At 65.3% G+C, this 19,973-nt stretch carries 17 protein-coding genes; 2 read left to right on the top strand and 15 right to left on the bottom strand.

Going from position 1 to position 19,973, the window contains the following annotated elements; genetic code table 11:
* Positions 1-16 precede the first annotated feature (16 nt).
* Positions 17-1,198, top strand: coding sequence for an aminotransferase class V-fold PLP-dependent enzyme (locus tag CAG31_RS10275; RefSeq protein ID WP_085580563.1), 1,182 nt, complete (start codon positions 17-19; stop codon positions 1,196-1,198).
* Here the strand turns inward: CAG31_RS10275 and CAG31_RS10270 are convergent.
* The 4 genes from CAG31_RS10270 to zwf all read right to left on the bottom strand — a co-directional run bounded on the left by CAG31_RS10270 (position 1,182) and on the right by zwf (position 5,004).
* Complete coding sequence (locus CAG31_RS10270) at positions 1,182-1,928, bottom strand: intradiol ring-cleavage dioxygenase (protein ID WP_085580561.1); 747 nt, start codon at positions 1,926-1,928, stop codon at positions 1,182-1,184. The genes CAG31_RS10275 and CAG31_RS10270 overlap by 17 nt on opposite strands.
* A 226-nt stretch (positions 1,929-2,154) precedes the next feature.
* Positions 2,155-2,820, bottom strand: coding sequence for a bifunctional 4-hydroxy-2-oxoglutarate aldolase/2-dehydro-3-deoxy-phosphogluconate aldolase (locus CAG31_RS10265; RefSeq protein ID WP_085580559.1), 666 nt, complete (start codon positions 2,818-2,820; stop codon positions 2,155-2,157).
* Positions 2,821-2,837: 17 nt separating this feature from the next.
* Entirely contained in the window at positions 2,838-3,551 is a 714-nt protein-coding gene (gene pgl, locus CAG31_RS10260; protein WP_085580557.1) for a 6-phosphogluconolactonase, read from the bottom strand.
* Positions 3,538-5,004, bottom strand: coding sequence for a glucose-6-phosphate dehydrogenase (zwf, locus tag CAG31_RS10255; protein WP_085580555.1), 1,467 nt, complete (start codon positions 5,002-5,004; stop codon positions 3,538-3,540). Before zwf ends, pgl begins: the two co-directional genes overlap by 14 nt.
* Positions 5,005-5,230: 226 nt before the next feature.
* On the opposite strand from zwf, the gene CAG31_RS10250 reads away from it, so the two are divergent.
* Positions 5,231-6,091 (top strand): MurR/RpiR family transcriptional regulator, encoded by an 861-nt coding sequence (locus CAG31_RS10250; protein ID WP_170929938.1) that lies wholly within the window; start codon positions 5,231-5,233, stop codon positions 6,089-6,091.
* Between the two features lie 234 nt (positions 6,092-6,325).
* Here CAG31_RS10250 and CAG31_RS10245 read toward each other — a convergent pair whose 3' ends face one another.
* From CAG31_RS10245 to edd, 11 genes are all read right to left on the bottom strand, one after another.
* Positions 6,326-7,180, bottom strand: a complete 855-nt coding sequence (locus CAG31_RS10245; protein ID WP_085580550.1) for a D-hexose-6-phosphate mutarotase — start codon at positions 7,178-7,180, stop codon at positions 6,326-6,328.
* Positions 7,181-7,294: 114 nt separating this feature from the next.
* Positions 7,295-8,644 carry a carbohydrate porin gene (locus tag CAG31_RS10240; protein WP_085580548.1) on the bottom strand — a complete coding sequence of 450 codons (1,350 nt, stop codon included), beginning with the start codon at positions 8,642-8,644 and terminating at the stop codon, positions 7,295-7,297.
* Between the two features lie 94 nt (positions 8,645-8,738).
* Positions 8,739-9,899 (bottom strand): ABC transporter ATP-binding protein, encoded by a 1,161-nt coding sequence (locus CAG31_RS10235; protein WP_085580546.1) that lies wholly within the window; start codon positions 9,897-9,899, stop codon positions 8,739-8,741.
* A gap of 2 nt (positions 9,900-9,901) precedes the next feature.
* Positions 9,902-10,747 carry a carbohydrate ABC transporter permease gene (locus CAG31_RS10230; RefSeq protein WP_085580544.1) on the bottom strand — a complete coding sequence of 282 codons (846 nt, stop codon included), beginning with the start codon at positions 10,745-10,747 and terminating at the stop codon, positions 9,902-9,904.
* Positions 10,740-11,648, bottom strand: coding sequence for a carbohydrate ABC transporter permease (locus CAG31_RS10225; protein ID WP_085580542.1), 909 nt, complete (start codon positions 11,646-11,648; stop codon positions 10,740-10,742). Before CAG31_RS10225 ends, CAG31_RS10230 begins: the two co-directional genes overlap by 8 nt.
* Positions 11,649-11,784: 136 nt before the next feature.
* Complete coding sequence (locus tag CAG31_RS10220) at positions 11,785-13,086, bottom strand: ABC transporter substrate-binding protein (RefSeq protein WP_085580540.1); 1,302 nt, start codon at positions 13,084-13,086, stop codon at positions 11,785-11,787.
* A gap of 118 nt (positions 13,087-13,204) precedes the next feature.
* A complete protein-coding gene (locus CAG31_RS10215) occupies positions 13,205-14,464 on the bottom strand; it encodes an AGE family epimerase/isomerase (protein WP_085580538.1) in 1,260 nt (419 codons plus the stop codon).
* 160 nt (positions 14,465-14,624) lie between these two features.
* Positions 14,625-16,094 (bottom strand): ATP-binding protein, encoded by a 1,470-nt coding sequence (locus CAG31_RS10210; RefSeq protein ID WP_085580536.1) that lies wholly within the window; start codon positions 16,092-16,094, stop codon positions 14,625-14,627.
* On the bottom strand, positions 16,084-16,815 hold the full coding sequence (locus CAG31_RS10205) for a response regulator (RefSeq protein WP_085580534.1): 732 nt from the start codon (positions 16,813-16,815) through the stop codon (positions 16,084-16,086). Before CAG31_RS10205 ends, CAG31_RS10210 begins: the two co-directional genes overlap by 11 nt.
* 165 nt (positions 16,816-16,980) lie before the next feature.
* A complete protein-coding gene (locus CAG31_RS10200; RefSeq protein WP_085580532.1) occupies positions 16,981-17,931 on the bottom strand; it encodes a glucokinase in 951 nt (316 codons plus the stop codon).
* Positions 17,928-19,754 (bottom strand): phosphogluconate dehydratase, encoded by a 1,827-nt coding sequence (edd, locus tag CAG31_RS10195; RefSeq protein WP_085580529.1) that lies wholly within the window; start codon positions 19,752-19,754, stop codon positions 17,928-17,930. Before edd ends, CAG31_RS10200 begins: the two co-directional genes overlap by 4 nt.
* Positions 19,755-19,973: the final 219 nt, after the last annotated feature.

The raw sequence follows: 19,973 nt of genomic DNA, 5'->3' as shown, positions 1-19,973 counted from the left end.
CTGTTGCGAGCCGACCATGCCCGATAACACCCGCCGCGCCCGAGACGAAGCCTTCTGGCAAACCTTCGCCGACCGCTACGATGTCCAGCCCGGCCCGATCAACCTGGAAAACGGCTACTTCGGACGCATGTCGCGCACCGTGGTCGAGGAATACCAGCGCAACATCGAGCTGATCAACAACAGCAACTCGGTCTACGTGCGCCAGCGTTTCGAGCAGCACGACAGCCTTGAGATCCGCGCGCATCTGGCCGAGCTGATCGGCGTGCGGGCACAGAGCGTCGCCTTCACCTGCAACGCCACCGCCGCCCTGCAGTCGCTGATCCGCAACTACAACCGGCTGCGGCCGGGCGACCAGGTGCTGATCAGCGACCTGGAGTACGACACGGTCAAGAGCGCCATGCGCTGGCTCGCCGGCAGCCGCGGGGTCGAGGTGATCGAGATCGAGCATGCGCACCCGGCCAGCTTCGACGGCTTGCTGGCGACGTACCGCGAAGCGTTCGTCCGCTACCCGAACCTCAAGCTGATGGCGCTGACCCACGTCACCCACCGCACCGGCCTGGTGATGCCGGTGCAGGCCATCGCCGCGCAGGCGAAGGAGCACGGGGTGGACATCATCCTCGACGGCGCCCATGCCCTCGGCCAGATCGATTTCGACCTTGAGGCGCTGGGCATCGCCTTCGCCGGCTTCAACCTGCACAAATGGATCGGTTCGCCGCTGACCCTCGGGTTCCTCTACATCGCGCCGCAGCGTCTGGCCGACATCGATCCGGACATGGCGGAAGCGCACTTCCCGGTCACCGACATCCGCTCGCGCACCCCCTACAGCACCCCGAACTTTCCGGCGCTGATGACCCTGCCCCTGGTGTTCGAGGAACACCGGGCACTGGGCGGCGCACCCGCCAAGGGCGCGCGGCTCAACCACCTGCGCGACCTGTGGGTGAAGGCCGTGCGCAACCTGCCGGGCATCGAAGTGATGACCCCGGACGACCCGCGCCTGTACTGCGGCATCACCTCGATGCGCTTCACCCGTCACCCCGACCAGCAGGTGCTGGTTGATCGCTTGCTCAACGAGTTCAACCTGTTCACCGTGGCGCGCAACGGCTCGGCGTGCGGCCCCTGCATCCGCATCACGCCGGGGCTGACCACCACCGCAGCCGACATGCAGCGCTTGGTCGTCGCCCTCAACGAACTGCGCTGACCTCCTGCACCGTGTACTTGTCGAAGTCCTCGGGCTTGATCTGCGTCGACACCGCAAAGGTGTCGATGCCGATCGTCAAATGGCCGAAGAACCCGTCTTCGTGGCTGTCGCGCCCCACCGGCCAGACGGTCAGCGTCGAGGCCTCGCCGCCCATGCCGCTGAAGTAGGCGTCCTGATCGTTGCCCAGGGGTGACGAGGCGCGTCCGCGATAGGCCTTGGCGTTGAGCACCGCCCGGGAGACGACCTCGGGAAAGTACAGCTGGCCGACCCAGGCGACATGACGTTCCTCCAGGTACGCGTGGCCGCTGGGGATGCGCACCGCCACATGGATGTGCAGCGTGCGCCCGGCGTAGTAGCCGGGATAGATGGTGGTGAAGCGTACCCGCCCCTTGGGGTCGCTGAACTGGCTGCCACGCAAGTAAGTGTCGTCGTCGGTGCGCGGCACCGAACCGACGGCCTCCGCGTCGACCTCCACATCCGGATCGACCCGGCTCCAGCCGGAATAGGCACCGCGGGCATTGCAGTGCCAGATGTCCACCAGCGCACCGTTGACCGGCTCGCCGGTCATGGCGTCCACGATGGTCAGGCGCAGCAGCAACGGCAGGCCCTCGGCGCCTTCGCTGATGTTGCGCCGCAGCAGTTTCGGATTGCGGAAGTACGGCCCGGCGACTTGCTCGGGGGCCAACTGGTAAACCGTGCAAGACGACGGCGCTGAAGACTGATCATCCATGACGCGTTCTCCTTTGCGTAAGAAGCACGCAGGTTAGCGCCGCTGGTGATCGGTCGTGCGGTAACTATGTATCGCGGCATGTATCGCGGCATGTATCGCGGGATGTATCGCGGGATGTGCTGCGGGATGTCCCCCGCCGCTTTTCGCCGGGCAAAAAAAAACGGTGCACCGACCAAGCGCACCGTAAAGCCGTAGAACACACAACGAAGTGTCGGGTGAAGCGGAATCAGTCCAGCAGCGCCAGGGCCTCGGCGGTGCATTCCTGAATGCGGGCCCAGTCGCCGTTCTTGACCCACTCCGGATCAAGCATCCAGCTGCCGCCCACGCACATGACGTTCTTCAGCGCCATGTAGCTCTTGATGTTGGCCGGGCCCACGCCGCCGGTCGGGCAGAATTTCACTTCGCCGAACGGGCCGCCGAGGGCCTTGATCGCTGCCACGCCGCCGCTGACTTCGGCCGGGAACAGCTTGAAGCGGCGGTAGCCCAGGCCATAGCCTTCCATGATGCCGGAGGCGTTGCTGATGCCCGGCAGCAGCGGCACCGGGCTGGCGACGCTGGCTTCGAGCAGGTCGCGGGTGATGCCCGGCGTGACGATGAACTGCGAGCCGGCGGCTTCGGCGGCGGCCAGCATGTGCCGGTCGAGCACGGTGCCGGCGCCGGTCACCAGTTCCGGACGCTGTTCGCGCAGGATCTGGATCGCCTTGAGGCCGAACTGCGAACGCAGGGTCACTTCCAGCGCCGTCAGGCCACCGGCGGCCAGGGCGTCGGCCAGCGGCAGCACGTCCTGTTCGCGGGCGATGGTGATCACCGGCAGGATCCGCGCCTTGGCGCAGAGGCTGTCGATCAGGGCAACTTTGTCCGCCATGGAAACGGTCGGGGATGGGTTTGTCATAGCGGCTGTTCCTTGGCTCATGGGCACCAGTAGATCTCTAACGTGGGTTGCAGAAACGCGCGGACCGGCATGGCGGCGACATCGTCGCCGGCCACTGCGGCGTTCAGGGTGGCCAGTTTGGACTGGCCGGAAATCGACAGAATCTTGTGCCGGGCCGAGGCCAGCAGCGCACGGCTCATGGTCAGGCGCTGACGCGGCACGCTCGGCGCCAGCATCGGCCAGCATCGGCGCGCGCCGTCGGCCTGCAAGGCTTGGGCGAGGTTCGGGCTGTCGGGGAACAGCGAGGCGGTGTGCCCGTCGTCGCCCATGCCCAGCACCAGCACATCGATGGCCGGCAGCTCGCCGAGCAGGCGGTCGGCCTGTTCGGCGGCCTGCTCGACGCTGGCGGCAGCGCTGTACAGGCTCAGGAACTGCGCCTTGGCCGCCGGGCCCTTGAGCAGGTACTGCTTGAGCAGGCCGGCGTTGCTGTCGGCGTGTTCCACCGGCACCCAGCGCTCGTCGGCCAGGGTCACGGTGACGTTCGCCCAGTCCAGGTCCTGCTTGGCCAGGTGCTGGAAAAACGCCACCGGGCTGCGCCCGCCGGACACCACCAGCACCGCGTGGCCACGGGCGGCGATGGCATCGCCCAGTTGCTTGGCCACGCTCAGCGCCAGGCCTTCGGCCAGCAGCACCGGGCTCTTGAAGGCATGGGCGCTGACGCCCGCCGGCAGTTTCACATCAGATATCGCCATACCACGACCTCCCGTCCCGCGTGATCAGTGCGATGGAGCTCATCGGCCCCCACGACCCGGCCGCATACGGCTTGGGCGCATCGCCGGACTTCTTCCACCCGGCGATCAGTTGGTCGCACCACTTCCACGCGGCTTCGATTTCATCTTTACGGACAAACAGGTTCTGGTTGCCGTTCATCACTTCCAGCAACAACCGCTCGTAGGCGTCGGGGATCCGCGCGCTGCGCCAGGTGTCGGAGAAATTCAGCTGCAGCGGCCCGCTGCGCAGTTGCATGCCTTTGTCCAGGCCTTGGTCCTTGGTCATCACACGCAGGGAAATGCCTTCGTCCGGCTGCAGGCGGATGATCAGTTTGTTGCTGATCTGCAGGCGCTGCTCCGGCGCGAAGATGTAGTGCGACGGTTCCTTGAAGTGGATGACGATCTGCGACAGCTTCTGCGGCATGCGCTTGCCGGTGCGCAGGTAGAACGGCACGCCGGCCCAGCGCCAATTGCGGATGTCGGCACGCAGGGCGACGAAGGTTTCGGTGTCGCTCTGGGTGTTGGAATTGGGTTCTTCGAGGTAGCCCGGCACGGACTTGCCTTCGCTGTGGCCGGCGATGTACTGGCCGCGCACCACCTGGGTGGTCAGGCCTTCCGGACTGATCGGCGCCAGGGCCTTGAGCACCTTGACCTTCTCGTCGCGGATGCTGTCGGCGGACAGGTCGGCCGGCGGGTCCATGGCGATCAGGCAGAGCAGCTGCAGCAGGTGGTTCTGGATCATGTCCCGCAGTTGGCCGGCCTTGTCGAAGTAGCCCCAGCGGCCCTCGATGCCGACCTTCTCGGCCACGGTGATTTCCACGTGGGAGATGTAGTTCTGGTTCCACTGGGTCTCGAACAGGCTGTTGGCGAAACGCAGGGCGATCAGGTTCTGGACGGTCTCTTTGCCCAGGTAGTGGTCGATTCGGTAGGTGCGGTTCTCCGGGAAGAACTGGGCCACGGCGTCGTTGACCTTGCGCGAGGATTCCAGGTCCGAGCCGATCGGCTTCTCCAGCACCACGCGGGTGTTCTGGGCCAGGCCGACCTTGGCCAGGTTCTCGCAGATCGCGCCGTACACCGCCGCCGGGGTGGCGAAGTAGGCGATCATGCGCTGGGCGGTGCCGGCCGCCTCGGCCAGCGCCTCATAGTCTTCGGCCTTGAGGAAGTCGACATGCAGGTAGCTCAGGCGCGCCAGGAAGCGCTCGGCTACCGCCTCGTCCAGCTCCTTGCCCACGTAGCGGCGCAGCTCGGCGGCGATGAACGCCAAGTGCTGCTCCACGGCGCCGGCTTCACGGGCCAGCGCGATGATGCGCGTGTCCTCGTGCAGCAGGCCGGCGCCGTCCAGGTGATAAAGGGCAGGAAACAGCTTGCGCAGGGCCAGGTCGCCGAGGGCGCCGAACAAGGCAAAGGTGCACGGTTCTACCGTAATCGAAGGCATGATGTTTGTTCTTTTATCAAGTTAAGCTACAAATACCTTTTTTCAAGGCATCACTCAAGGGAAAATGTAGTAATAACCACAACATTTTCGCAAAATGCAGATTCCGAGTGGTGGTCGATCGGAGCCGACAGTAGGATAGGCCACCGTCACGGGCCGCATCAAAGGCCCAATTTGCATAGCCGCGCGCCTACCCGCGCCGGTGAATTAGGAACCCCATATGGACCGCGTGCGAAATTTACTGGAACAGATCCAGAGTCGCCTTGAAGAGCTGAACAAGGCCGAACGCAAAGTCGCCGAAGTGATCCTGCTCAACCCACAGCAGGCCACCCGCTTCAGCATCGCCGCCCTCGCCCAGGCGGCCTCGGTCAGTGAGCCGACCGTCAACCGCTTCTGCCGTTCGTTCGGCGTCAGCGGCTACCCCGAACTCAAGCTGCAACTGGCCCAGAGCCTGGCCAGCGGCGCCGCTTACGTCAGCCGTGCAGTGGAGGCCGACGACAACCCCGAGGCCTACACGCAAAAGATTTTCGGCAGCGCCATCGCCTCGCTGGACAGCGCCTGCCAGGCCCTGGACCCGAACCTCATCAGCCGCGCCGTCGACATGCTGATCCAGGCCCGGCAGATCCACTTCTTCGGCCTCGGCGCCTCGGCCCCCGTGGCCCTGGATGCGCAGCACAAGTTCTTCCGCTTCAACCTTGCGGTCTCCGCCCATGCCGACGTGCTGATGCAGCGCATGATCGCGTCGGTGGCGCACACCGGCGAGCTGTTCGTGATCATTTCCTACACCGGGCGCACCCGCGAACTGGTGGAAGTGGCGCGCATCGCCCGGGAGAACGGCGCCTCGGTGCTCGGCTTGACCGCCGAGAACTCGCCGCTGGCCAAGGCCAGCACCCTGAGCCTGAACATTCCGCTGCCGGAAGACACCGACATCTACATGCCGATGACCTCGCGGATCATTCAGCTCACCGTGCTGGATGTGCTGGCGACCGGCATGACGCTGCGCCGCGGAGTGGATTTCCAGCCGCACCTGCGCAAGATCAAGGAGAGCCTGAACGCGAGCCGCTATCCGGTGGGCGACGAGTTCGACTGATCCGCAACTTCCCTGACCGTCCCGCTCCCACAAGGAGCCGTGGCGCCAATCAAACTGTGGGAACCAGCCTGCTGGCGATGGCGGAGTGTCAGCACCCTAGATGTCGGCAGCTGCGGCGTCATCGCTTGCAGGCAAGCTCCTACAGGATTCGGTGAGATACCGCAGGCACCCACGATCCCCTGTGGGAGCCAGCCTGCTGGCGATGGCGCCAGCAAAGGCAGCGCAAAACCCGGCTCAGGCCGCCGCCCAGGCCTGCAGGCTCAGGTGCGCCTTCTCCCCCGGCGCCAGGTGCAGGCTGTCGGTGCCCCCCGCCGCCGCTTCCACGCAGACGAATTCCGTCACCTCGTCCCAGCTCACCCCCAGCAACGGCCGTGAACCGGGGTGCCACACCACGGTGTCGGCGCTCTCGCCGGTGTCAATGCACAGCTCGCGCTGCCAGGCGTGATCCTTGAGCTGCAGTTCGCCGTCGTGCTGGAACACCCGCTGGCAGCCACCATCGACCCGCAGCTCGCCTTCCTGCTGGCAAGCCTCACGGCTCAACTGGTCGTAGCCCTGCGCCCCTTCCAGCCCAGACAGCGCTATCTCACTGACGTCGCCAATGCGCCAGTAAGCGTGCAACGCCTGGCTCAACTGGCACGGCATGTCGTCCTGATGCTCGGTGCTCAGGCGCAGGTCCATGCGCTCGCCCAGGTGCGCATGCAGGTCCACCTGCCAGTCGCACAGCTGCAGTCGCCAATGCAGGCGCACGCCGTCCTCGGCGCTGGCGCTGTCGAGCAGCTTCCAGTCCAGCAGCCGCGCCCAACCGTGGGACGGCCAGGCGTTCTCGCTCGGATGGCGGCCGTACCACGGCCAGCACACCGGCACCCCGCCGCGGATCGCACCGACGTGCGGCCACTTCGCCGCGCACCACAGCCACGGTTTCTGCCCGCGCGGCTGAAAGTGCAGCAACTGCGCGCCCTGACGACTGAACACCGCCTGGCACAGCGGATGGTCGATCACCAGCACGTCGCGCATCTGATAGCGCTCCCAGGCGAACACCGGCCGTTCGCGCAGGGATCTGAAGAAGCGTTGCAGCGGATGCTCATGCATGGGCCACGGTCCTGAAAATCACGTGTCACAGGGCGGCGCCGGCCCCAAAAAAAAGCGGACAGCCAGGGCCGTCCGCAAATATGCGCACATGGAGAGGAGCTTATCGCAGACGCGTCAGAACACCGACTGAATTTTCAGGCCGGCGACCAAAGCGTTGTCGACTTCATCCACACCGCCCGGATGGGTGATGTATTGCAGGTTAGGGCGCACGGTCAGCCAGTTGGTGACGTGGAAGCCGTAGTTGATCTCGTAGTTGTATTCGGTTTCGCGCAGCGGCGAGAACACTGGGTTGTCGTAGTCCGAAACGCCGTTGGCGACGTTGAGCAGCTCGGCGTTCTTCTTCACGTCGTCGTTGACGTGGATGCGCGCGAAGCCGATGCCCACGTCATCCTTGGGACGCGCGTCGAACGGGCCCTTGTAGACAAACATCAGCGACTGGTAGTTGTCGATGAAGTTGGTGTCCTTGTCGTGGAAGGTGGCGTTGGCCGCGATGTTCAGGCCACGGGACGCGTCGCCGTTGTGGCTGGTGAGCTGCTGCTGGGCCACGAACCAGTAGCCGTGCTTGCTGCTGTGCACGCGGTAGGCGTCGCCGGTGGTCGCGGCGTCCAGGCCGTTGCCGTCCTCACGCACGTCGTTGGCGTCGGCGGTGGACTTGTAGTAACCCACGCGGTATTCGCCCGGCAGGCCGTTGACCTTCGGCGACCACACCAGCTCGACCGGCAGCACGGTGCCGGCGGTGCCGCTGCCGCTGAGCTTGAAGCCGTTGCCGTGCTCCAGCTGCGACGGGTTCTGGTTGTACGCGCCGATCTGCGCATACAGCTCGTCGTTGATGTTGTACTTCACGCGGATCGCCGCCTGGCTGACCGGCCAGTTGTACCAGATGTTGGTCGCCCAGTTGCCCACCTGGGAGCCGCAGAACGCCAGGTTCTGGAAGTCGCACGGGAAGGTGTTGAAGTCTTCGCCTTCGCCGAAGTAACCGGCCTTGACGTCGAGCTTGTTGTCGAAGAACTGATGCTGGATCCACAACTGGGTCAGACGCACCATGTGGCCGCGGCCGTAGACTTCCTGCGAGGAGCTCAGGGTGCCGGCGCGCGGGTCGCCGATGCGGTCGTTGGAGATGTTTTCGCCGTTGCGGTTGGTCAGCTGGATCTTGGCCTGGGTGTTGTCCCAGCCCCACAGTTTCTGCAGGTCCAGGGCCACGCCCAGACCGAACTGGTCGCTGTAGCGGCCGGTCTTGTCGTCGTTGTAGCCGCCGTGCAGGTTGGCGCCCATCTCGCCGACGTAGTCCATCTTGATGTCGATGCCTTGCTCGATGAGCTTGGTGCGCTCGCCGCCCCAGTCGCCGGTCATCCACTTGGAATCGGAGCTGAACGCATCGGCGGCCATCGCGTTGCCGGCCAGCACCAGTGCGGCGGCGGCCGACATCCGGCAGATCAAACGGGCATTGACGTGTTTCATTTTCATCCCTACATCCTCGTCTTTATTGTTATTAACTGTTTTTTTCCAACGCGGTTTACACCCCTGTGGGAGCGGGCTTGCCCGCGCCCACATTTGTTCTTCAGCGCCCCTTGAACTGGGCGACATTGGCCGAATGCGCTTCGGCCTTCGCAACACCCGCAGTGCCCAAGCGCTCCCCGGTCTGGGCATCGAACAGCAGCACCTTGGCCGGATCGAACTGCAGGGTCAGGGTCTCGCCCACCTGCGGCGCCACGTCCGGCGCCAGGCGGCAGCAGACCTTGGTGTCGTTGAGGTTGACGAACACCAGGGTGTCCGGACCGGTGGGCTCGGTGACCTGCACTTCGGCACGGATGGTCGGCGCACCGTTGGCGTCGCCGTTGGCCAGGGCGATCTGCTCCGGGCGCAGGCCGAGGATCACTTCGCGATCCTCAAGCCCCGCGTCCTGCACGCCCAGCGGCAGTTCGCAGCGGGCCTGGCCGCTGTCGAGCAGCGCCACCAGCCGGCCGTCCTTGCGTTGCAGGCGCAGGGGGATGAAGTTCATCGGCGGCGAACCGATGAAGCTGGCCACGAACTGGTTGGCCGGGTCGTTGTAGATTTCCTTCGGCGTACCGAACTGCTGGATGATCCCGTCCTTCATCACCGCCACCTTGTCGCCCAGGGTCATGGCCTCGATCTGGTCGTGGGTCACGTAGACCGTGGTGGTCTTGAGGCGCTGGTGCATCAGTTTCATTTCGGTGCGCATCTCGACCCGCAGCTTGGCGTCGAGGTTGGACAGCGGCTCGTCGAACAGGTAGATCTTCGGCCGCCGCGCCAGCGCCCGGCCCATCGCCACGCGCTGCTGCTGGCCGCCGGAGAGCTGGCCCGGCTTGCGGTTGAGCAGGTGCTCGATCTGCAGCAGCTTGGCGACCCGGGCGACTTCCTCGTCGATGGCCGGCTGGCTCATCTTGCGGATCTTCAGGCCGAACTCGATGTTCTCGCGCACGTTCATGGTCGGGTACAGCGCATAGGACTGGAACACCATGGCGATGTCGCGGTCCTTGGGGCTCATGCCGCTGACGTCCTGGTCGCCGATCATGATCGCGCCGCCGGTGATGGTCTCAAGGCCGGCGATGCAGTTCATCAAAGTCGACTTGCCGCAGCCCGAAGGCCCGACGAGGATCAGGAACTCGCCGTCCTTGATCGACAGTTCGATGTTCTTCAGGGTGTCCGGCAGGCCGGCGCCATAGGTCTTGTTTACATTGCGAAGTTCGAGCGTAGCCATGATTACCCCTTGACCGCGCCGGCCGTCAGCCCGCGCACGAAATACTTGCCTGCCACCACATAGACCAGCAGGGTCGGCAGCCCGGCGATCATCGCCGCTGCCATGTCAACGTTGTATTCCTTGACCCCGGTGCTGGTGTTGACCAGGTTGTTCAGCGCCACCGTGATGGGCTGCGAGTCGCCGCTGGAGAACACCACGCCGAACAGGAAGTCGTTCCAGATCTGGGTGAACTGCCAGATCAGGCAGACCATGATGATCGGGGTGGACATCGGCAGGATGATCCGCCGGAAGATCGTGAAGAACCCGGCGCCATCCAGCCGCGCCGCCTTCACCAGCGCATCGGGGATGGTCACGTAGTAGTTGCGGAAGAACAGCGTGGTGAACGCCAGGCCGTAGACCACGTGGATGAACACCAGGCCCGTGGTGGTGCTGGCCAGGCCCATCTTGCCGAGGGTGAACGAGGCCGGCAGCAGGACGGTCTGGAACGGCAGGAAGCAGCCGAACAGCAGCAGGCCGAAGAACAGTTGCGAGCCGCGAAAGCGCCACATCGACAGCACATAGCCGTTGAGCGCACCGATGGCGGTGGAGATCAGCACCGCCGGAACGGTGATCTTGATCGAGTTCCAGAAGTAGCCGTCCACCGTGCCCCAGGCCTTGACCCAGCCGATGCCGCTGACCACGGCCGGCCAGCTCAGGAGGTTGCCGGTGCTGATGTCTTCCGGGGTCTTGAAGCTGGTCAGCAGCATGACCACCAGCGGCACCAGGTACAGCACCACGGCGAGCAGAAGCACGGCGTGGATGGCGATGCGGCTCAGGCTGACGGAAGGTTTGTCGGCGAGGTTAGTCATGGCGCTTGGTCCTCAGCTCGGAATACAGGTACGGCACGATGATCGCGAGGATCGCGCCGAGCATCAGGATGGCGCTGGCCGAGCCCATGCCCATCTGGCCGCGGCTGAAGGTGAACGAATACATGAACATCGCCGGAAGGTCCGAGGAGTAGCCCGGGCCGCCGGCGGTCATCGCCGCCACCAGGTCGAAACTCTTGATCGCGATGTGGGCCAGGATCATCACCGCACTGAAGAACACCGGACGCAGGCTCGGCAGCACGACTTTCCAATAGATGGTCGGCATGCTCGCGCCGTCGATCTGGGCGGCGCGGATGATCGACTGGTCGACGCCGCGCAGGCCCGCCAGGAACATCGCCATGATAAAGCCCGAGGCTTGCCACACCGCCGCGATCACCAGGCAATACACCACCCGGTCAGGGTCGATCAGCCAGTCCAGACGGAAGCCTTCCCAGCCCCAGTCGCGCAGCAGCTTGTCCAGGCCCATGCCGGGGTTGAGCAGCCATTTCCACGCCGTGCCGGTGACGATCATCGAGAGCGCCATCGGGTACAGATAAATGGTGCGGATGAACCCTTCGCGGCGGATGCGCTGATCCAGGAACACCGCCAGCAGCACGCCGATCACCAGGGTGATGCCGATGAACAGGCCGCCGAACACCGCAAGGTTCTTGCTCGCCACCCACCAGCGGTCGTTGTCGAACAGGCGCGCGTACTGCGCCAGCCCCGCCCACTTGTAGGTCGGCAGGAACGTCGAGGTGGTGAACGACAGGACGAACGTCCACAGGATGTAGCCATAGAAGCCCACCAGCACGATGAACATGCTCGGCGCCAGCACCAGCTTGGGGAGCCAGCGCTGCAACGCATCGAACGGCGAGGCCTTGCTGAACACAGCGACAGAACTCATGGGGAAATCCAGTACAGGGATTGAGGATCGCAAGCTGCGGGAGCCAGCCTGCCGGCGGTCGCGGTTCGTCAGCCGACACATCGGCCGGCTGCTCCACCGCTTTCGCGAGCAGGGCTCGCCCCTGCAGGGGCGAGCGTTACTTGGCCGACTTGACGGCGGTGCCCAGCTTCTTGGCCGCGTCGGCCGGGTCGGCTTTCGGGTCGTTGATGTAGTTGGTCACCACATCGAAGAACGCGCCCTGCACCGCCAGCGTGGTGGCCATGTTGTGCGCCATGCTCGGCTGCAGGCCGCCGGTCTTGGCGTCCGCCAGGAAGTCCTTGGCGGCGGTCTGGGCGCAGGAGTCGAAACCGAACTTGCCCATGTCGGCCAGCATGTCGTTGCGCACCGGGATCGAGCCCTTGTTGATGCTGAAGACCTTCTGGAAGTTCTCGCCCAGCACGACCTTGGCGATGTCCTGCTGACCGGCCGCGGTGCCCGCGTCCTTCTGCTTGAACACGGCCAGGGAGTCGATGTTGTAGGTGAAGGCCTTGTCGGTGCCCGGGAAGGCCACGCACTCGTAGTCCTTGCCGGCGACTTTCTTGGCCGCGGTCCATTCGGACTTGGCCCAGTCGCCCATGATCTGCATGCCGGCCTTGCCGTTGATGACCTTGGCGGCTTCCAGGTTCCAGTCCTGGCCTTTGCCGTCGGCGTCCATGTAGGTCGCGACTTTCTTCAGCTCGGTCAGGGCCTTGACCATCTGCGGGCCGGTCAGGGCCGCGTCGTCGAGGTCCACCAGGGCTTTCTTGTAGCCGTCCACGCCCATGACCGAGAGCACCACCGCTTCGAACACGGTGCTGTCCTGCCATGGCTGGCCGCCGTGGGCCAGCGGGATGAAGCCGGCGGCCTTGAGCTTGTCGCCGGCGGCGTAGAATTCTTCTAGGGTGGTCGGGGCCTTTTCGATGCCGGCCTTCTTGAAGACTTCCGGGTTGATCCACAGCCAGTTGACGCGGTGGATGTTCACCGGCACGGCCACGTAGTCGCCTTCGAACTTCACGGTGTCGGAGACTTTCTTGTCGAGCAGGCTGTCCCACTTCTCGGCCTTGGCGACGTCCTTGAGCACGTCGGTGTCGAGCAGGCCGGTGGAGGCCCAGTCCTGGATGTCCGGGCCCTTGATCTGGGCCACGCCCGGCGGGTTGCCGGCCACTGCGCGGCTTTTCAGCACGGTCATGGCGGTCGCGCCGCCACCGCCGGCCACGGCGCCGTCCTTCCAGGTAAAGCCGTCTTTTTCGACCTGGGCCTTGAGCACATCGACCGCTGCCTTCTCGCCGCCGGACGTCCACCAATGCACGACTTCCACCGATCCTTTGGATTCGGCGGCGGAAACACTCAGAGGGAGCGCAGCGAGCGGGAACAGGGAGGCAACAGAAATGACAGTGGCGAGGCGAGAAATCGCATTCATCTGAGAGGTACCTTTCTTGTTGTTATGCATGCAAGTCTGGAGCTTGCGCTGCACACGAGTTTAAACAGCGCGCATCCCTGCGCAGGTAACGAAGGGACGCGCGAATGTCACGACATGGTTACACAGGAACGCTCTGGGACCACTGCGCCAGGGCCGTGGCCATGCTCGGCGCCAGGGGCAGGCGGGGAATCAGCACGGCCTGCCACGCGTGGTAGAGATCCGGCTTGCCCGGCCAGATGTCGGCGCTGGGGCGGTTCAGCGGATCGAGTTCGTGGTGCCAGCTGCCGTCGCAGCGGTCGATGAACTTCAATTCGCAGAATTCCCAGAACAGCCGGTACCAAGCTTCGTAGCGCTCTTCGCCGGTGCGTTTGAGCAAGGCGCTGGCGGCGGCGCTGGCTTCGGCGTGCGTCCAGTGCAGGCGATGGCGCACGACGGCCTTGTTGTCCCAATCGAGGGTGTAGACGATGCCCGGCGCACCGTCCGCCGCCCAACCGTGACGGCAGTTTTCCTCGAACAGTTTCTGCGCATCGGTGGCCAGCCAGCCGGGGGTGAGCATGCCGGCCCGTACCCGCGCCGCCTCCAGGTGCAGCATCAGCCGTGCCCATTCGAAGCCGTGGCCCGGCGTGGTGCCGTAGGGGCGGAAACCGTCGGCAGGATTGTCGCGGTTGTATTCGCGCAGCGGCTGCCAGTCGCGGTCGAAGTGCTCGATCACCAGGTAGCCGTTGGCGGCGGCGTGGCCGTGGATCACCCGTTCGACAATGCGCTGGGCGCGCACCAGCCAGCGCGGGTCTTCGGTGACGTCGGCCAGGGCGAGAAAGGCCTCGGTGGCGTGCATGTTGCTGTTGGCGCCGCGATAGGCTTCCTCTTCGCGCCAGTCGCGGCTGAAGGATTCGCGCATCGCGCCCTCTTCGTCGCTCCAGAAGCAGGTGTCGATGATGTCGATGGCGTCGTCGAGCAGCGCTTCGGCGCCGGGGCGTCGGGCGACCACCGCCGAACTGGCGGCCAGGGCGACGAACGCGTGCAGGTAGGCGTTCTTGCCGGTGTTGCCGTCGCGGTGCTCGGCGGTGGCGAACCAGCCGCCGTGCACGGCGTCGCGCAGCGGGCCGCGCAGCGAGCGGACACCGTGATCGACCAGCTCGGCGAAGCCTGGCAGACCCTGGATGTGGGCCATGGCGAAACTGTGGGTCATGCGGGCGGTGTTCATGGTTTCGGCGTGCGCACCGGCCGGCAGGCGACCGCGCCCGTCGAGGTTGCCGAAGCCCTCCGGCAGCCACGAGGCCTTGGCGAAGTCCAGCAGGCGCAAGCCTTCGTCGGCGAGCCAGCGCTGGTGGGCAGGGGCGTTCAGCCAACTGCTGAAGCCTGGATTGAAGTGATCCATGGGTGGCCTTTTTTGTTGTTATGACTGCGGGGAGTCTAAACAACGGGCCGGGGCGGGCTTGTAACGAAGGGGACGGGGTTTGTCACCGACCGGTGACATTTGTGTCGTTTCGCAGGACGCCTTCGCGGGCAAGCCCGCGAAAAAAGCTGACGCGGCCCGGCTAATCGGCGCTGCGCGGCAACTGCAACGTCACCCGCAGGCCGCCCTCGCGCAGGTTCTGCAGCGTCACCTCGCCGCCGTGGCTGTGGGCGATGTTGCGCGCAATGCCCAACCCGAGCCCATAACCTTGCTGCTGCCCGGCCAGGCGGAAATGCGGCTCGAACACCTGCTCCAGCCGCTGCTGCGGCACCCCCGGCCCTTCGTCGTCGACGTGCAGCACGAAGGCGCTCTCATCGTCGTCGATGTGCAGGTGCGCGTTCTGCCCGTACTTGAGGGCGTTGTCGATCAGGTTGCCGATGCAGCGCTTGAGCGCCAGCGGCTTGCCCGGGTATGTCGCCAGCGCCCGCCCGTGCTGGGTCACGCGGCCATTGCCGTTGGGCGCCAGGTACGGCTCCACCAGGCATTCCAGCACATGGTTGAGATCCACCGGCTCGATGTTTTCGTGGATGTCGGTGTCCTTGACGCATTGCAGCGCGCCCTTGACCAGCATCTCCAGCTCATCCAGGTCGCGGCCGAACTTGGCCTGCAGCGCTTCGTCCTCCAGCAGTTCGACCCGCAGGCGCAGTCGGGTGATGGGCGTGCGCAGGTCATGGGAGATCGCGCTGAACAACTGGCTGCGCTCGGTCAGGTAACGGCTGATGCGCTCGCGCATGGTGTTGAACGCCCGGCCCACCTCGACCACTTCGCTGCCGCCGCCTTCGGCCACCGGTTCCACGTCGGCCCCCAGCGACAGTTCCCGCGCCGCCCGTGCCAGGCGCTTGAGCGGGCGGCTCTGCCAATGCACCAGCAAGCCGATGAACAGCAGCAAAAAGCCGCTGGTGAAGACGATGAACCACACCTGCTGCGTCGGCAGGCCCTGCTCTTCGAGGCTGGTGTACGGCTCGGGCAACAGCGAGGCGATGTACAGCCATTCGCCCGGCGCCAATTGGATCTGGGTGACCAGCACCGGCGGGTTCACCGGCTCCAGGGTCAGCGCGTAGTGGGCCCAGGACCGCGGCAACTCGTCGAGCTTGAGCCCGGCGTTGAAGATCCGCAGGTCTTCGGGGCTGACGAAGGTCACGAGGATGTCGGTGTCGTGCCCCAACGATTGGTGCAGCACTTCGTCCACCGCCGTGATCACGGCAGCCTTGCGCGGCGTGACCGGCAGCACGTCCATGTCCAGCGGCTTGTCGTTGAGGGTCACCACGAAGCGGGTGCCGCCCATGCTGCGCAACTGATCGAGCACCAGCGGCCGGTACGCCACCGGCAACGAGCGGAAGTAACTGACGCTGGCGGTCATCGAATGGGCGAGGCTGCGGGCGCTGGTGACCAGGCCTTCGAGCTGGGTCGCCCGCAGCTGCGAGACCCAGATCACGCTGGACAGGGTCTGGGCGAACAGCACCGCCAACAGCGTCAGCAGCAGCATCCGCCCGAGCAACGAACGCGGCATCGGCACCTTGCCGGCCAGGTTGCGCAAAAACTCAGTGGCCATTGCCGGCAACCACATTGGCCGCCAGTTGATAACCGCTGCCGCGCACGGTGCGGATCAGCCTCGGCGGCTTTTCCGTGTCGCGCAGGCGCTGGCGCAGACGGCTGACGGCCATGTCGACGATGCGGTCGAGGGGCATCAGCTCGCGGCCGCGGGTGGCGTTGCCGATGGTGTCGCGGTCGAGGATTTCCTGGGGGTGGTCGAGGAACAGCTTGAGCAGCGCGAAGTCGGCGCCGGACAGGATCACTTCTTCGCCGTCGGTGTGGAACAGCCGGTGGCTGACCATGTCCAGCCGCCACTCGTCGAAGCTCAGCACCTCGCTGGCGCTGCGCTCCTGGGCAAACTGGGCCCGACGCAGCAACGCCTTGATCCGCGCCTGCAGCTCACGGGGGCTGAACGGTTTGCCGAGGTAGTCGTCGGCGCCCAGCTCCAGGCCGATCACCCGGTCGGCCTCGTCGGAACTGGCGGTGAGCATGATGATCGGCACCTGGGCCTGGCGCGGATGCTGGCGCACCCAGCGGCACAGGCTGAAGCCGTCCTCGTCGGGCAGCATCACATCCAGGATCACCAGATCGCTCGGCGCCTCGTTGAGCGCCTGGCGGAAACCGGCGCCGTCAGCCGTGGCCCGTACCTGAAACCCTGCGCGGGTCAGGTAGGTCTGCAGCAACTCGCGTATCTCCTGGTCGTCATCGACCAACAAAATCGACTTGTTGACTGAGCTCACTTCGAAGGCATCCTGATTATTGGAATTGGGACGGATTATGCCTGATGAACCTTGGAAATTTGTCACCGACTCTGATCCCATCGCTGTCCAGCCAGCGCCCACAGGGGTCTGCGTTGATCACAACACCGTGGAAGCTGGCTCGCCAGCGATGAAGCCGACTCGGCCCTAAGCCTGTTCGAGCGCCACACCGGCGCCCGTCAGGCCCGAATACGGCGCCGTCACCAGCCACACCGGGATGCCCTTGAAGTAGTCGCTCATGCAGCCCTTGTCGGCGAAGCTCTTGGCGAAACCGCTGGCCAGGAAGAAATCGGCGAAGCGCGGCACCACGCCGCCGACGATGAAGACCCCGCCCCGGGCGCCGGTGGTGAGCACGTTGTTGCCGGCCACGCGGCCGAGCCAGCGGCAGAACTGCTCCAGCACCTCCAGCGCCACCGGATCCCCCGCCAGGCCGGCTGCGGTGATCGCCTCCGGCGTGTCGAGCGTGGGCTCATGCCCGTCCACCGCGCAGATCGCCCGGTAGACCCGCGGCAGACCGCCGCCGCTCAGGGCGGTCTCGGCGCTGACATGGCCGATCTCGCTGTGGATGTGCTGCCACAGTTGGGTCTCGCGCGGGCTGCTCAGCGGCAAGTCGACGTGCCCGCCCTCCCCCGGCAACGCGGCGAACCGGCCCTCGCCCAGGTCCAGCAACGTGCCGACCCCAAGCCCCGTGCCCGGACCGATCACCACCGCCGGGCGCAGCGGCTCCGGCGTGCCTTCGCAGACCACGCGGAATTCGCCGGGCTGCAGGCGGGTCATGCCCAGGGCCATGGCCGAGAAGTCGTTGACCAGCAACAGCCGCTCGACCTGCAAGGCCTGGCAGAACGCCTGGCGGCTCAGGCGCCAGTGGTTGTTGGTGAACTTGAATTCGTCGCCGCTGACCGGACCGGCCACCGACAGGCACACCGACCCGATGGCGCCCGGCGCCAGGCCCAGCCGGCTCAGGTAGAGGCCGATGGCCTCTTCCGGGCTGGCATGGTCGGCCGTGGCCAGCACCTGCACCGATTCGAGCTGCTGATCTTTCCACAACGCAAACCGTGCGTTGGTGCCTCCGATGTCACCGACCAAAGCCAGTTTCAATTAAGCGTCTCCAGGGCAGAAGTGAAGGCGCTGGCGCCCTGCTCCGCCGAGCTGAAGGCCATGCGCATGAAGCCGAACAGCTCGCGGCCGCTGCCGATGTTGTTGCCCAACAGGCCTTTGGCGGGTTCGCGCGCTGCGAATTCGGCGGCGTCCACCTTGAGTTCCAGGGTGCCTTTGACGCCGTCGACGCGGATGATATCGCCCTCTTGCACCCGCGCCAAAGCGCCGCCCACATAAGCTTCGGGGCTGACGTGGATCGCCGCCGGGATTTTCCCCGAGGCGCCGGACATGCGCCCGTCGGTCACCAGCGCCACCTTGAAGCCGCGGTCCTGCAGCACGCCGAGGAACGGCGTCATCTTGTGCAGCTCCGGCATGCCGTTGGAGCGCGGGCCCTGGAAGCGCATCACGGCGACGAAATCCTTTTCCAGCAGGCCGGCCTTGAATGCGTCGGCCAGGTCCTGCTGATCCTGGAACACCATGGCCGGCGCTTCGACGATCTGATTCTCCAGCGCCACGGCGGAGACCTTCATCACGCCGCGACCGAGGTTGCCTTCCATCACCCGCAGACCGCCCTCCGGCGAGAACGCGCGGGCCACCGGGCGCAGGATGTTTTCGTCGAGGCTCTCGGTCGGGCCGTCGCGCCACACCAGCTCGCCGTTGTCGAGGAACGGCTCCTGGGTGTAGCGGCGCAGGCCGTGGCCGAGCACGGTGTTGACGTCTTCATGCAGCAGGCCGGCGTCGAGCAGTTCACGGATCAGGAACGCCATGCCGCCGGCGGCCTGGAAGTGGTTGATGTCGGCCTTGCCGTTCGGATAGACGTGGCTCAGGGTCGGCACGACTTCGGAGAGATCGGCCATGTCCTGCCAGGTCAGCTGGATGCCCGCCGCCATGGCAATGGCCGGCATGTGCAGGGTGTGGTTGGTGGAGCCGCCGGTGGCGTGCAACGCGACGATGGAGTTGACCAGCGCCTTCTCGTCGACGATCTCGCCGATCGGCAGGAAGTGGCCGTTCTGCTTGGTCAGGCGGGTGACCTGGTGCGCGGCTTCGCGGGTCAGCGCGTCGCGCAGCGGCGTGTTCGGGTTGACGAACGACGCCCCCGGCAGGTGCAGGCCCATGACTTCCATCAGCAACTGGTTGGTGTTGGCGGTGCCGTAGAAGGTGCAGGTGCCGGGGCTGTGGTAGGACTTCATCTCCGATTCCAGCAGCTCTTCGCGGGTGGCCTTGCCTTCGGCGTACTTCTGCCGCACGTCGGCTTTCTCCTTGTTGGAGATGCCCGAGACCATCGGCCCGCCCGGCACGAAGATCGTCGGCAGATGGCCGAAGCGCAGGGAGCCCATCATCAGGCCCGGCACGATCTTGTCGCAGATGCCGAGCATCAGCGCGCCGTCGAACATGTTGTGCGACAGCGCCACCGCCGTGGACATCGCGATCACTTCGCGGCTCGGCAGGCTCAGCTCCATGCCCGGCTCGCCCTGGGTGACGCCGTCGCACATGGCCGGGGTGCCGCCGGCGAACTGGCCCACCGAGCCGATCTCGCGCAGGGCGCTCTTGATCAATTCCGGGTAGACCTCGTACGGCTGGTGCGCCGAGAGCATGTCGTTGTAAGACGAAACAATGGCGATGTTCGCCGAGTTCATCATCCGCAGGCTGTGCTTGTCCTGGCTGCCGCAGCCGGCCACGCCGTGGGCGAAGTTGGCGCATTGCAGCTTGCCGCGCATCGGCCCGTCGGAGGCTGCGCCGCGAATCAATGCAAGGTAAGCCTGGCGCGTGGCGCGGCTGCGGGCGATAAGCCGTTCGGTGACCTCAAGAACGCGGGGATGCATGTGTAGAACTCCAGGCTAACGGATGTGGCGACCTGATTGTCTATGCTGATCAAAGGCCCGCGCGCTCGGGATGACGGACGGTTTTCTTGATCATTCGGACCAGTTGATTCAGGTCACTCGTTGTAGATAAAACAAAATACTGCCACCAAAAGGGCTTGTTTTCTATTTTTTTGCGAATAATCTTGTAATTCCAACAACAAAACGACGGCGGCGCTGTTC

The sequence above is a fragment of the Pseudomonas sp. R25(2017) genome (genome assembly GCF_002112565.1).
GTDB classification, from domain to species: Bacteria; Pseudomonadota; Gammaproteobacteria; order Pseudomonadales; family Pseudomonadaceae; genus Aquipseudomonas; species Aquipseudomonas ekonensis.
This window is presented reverse-complemented; position numbering and strand designations above follow the sequence as displayed.